Genomic DNA, 249 nt, shown 5'->3' with positions numbered 1-249 from the left:
CAACTCCACGGCGTGTCCCGTCGACGACCTCCTCCATGAGGATATCTCGTCCTTCGTCGGCGGTTTTGCGTGCCTGATGGACGTTTTCGTACCCGAGATTCCGAAACACATCCTCCATCAGGTCCTCAAATTCGAATCCGGAGAAATCGTCTAAGAGTGGCATGAGAATTCTACTTGACAACCAGACGTACTGTAACTATTAATTAGTTGTCTCCCTGTCTCCAGGTGCTGTAACGCCCATCAATTTGA

General features: G+C 49.8%; 1 protein-coding gene. It reads right to left on the bottom strand.

The features are described 5' to 3' along the window. Nucleotides 1-163, bottom strand: a 163-nt coding sequence (locus HKX41_12595; protein NNC24973.1) for a restriction endonuclease, incomplete at its 3' end; no start/stop codon positions are given. Nucleotides 164-249: the final 86 nt, after the last annotated feature.

Source organism: Salifodinibacter halophilus (assembly GCA_012999515.1).
Classification (GTDB): Bacteria; Pseudomonadota; Gammaproteobacteria; order Nevskiales; family Salinisphaeraceae; genus Salifodinibacter; species Salifodinibacter halophilus.
This window is presented reverse-complemented; position numbering and strand designations above follow the sequence as displayed.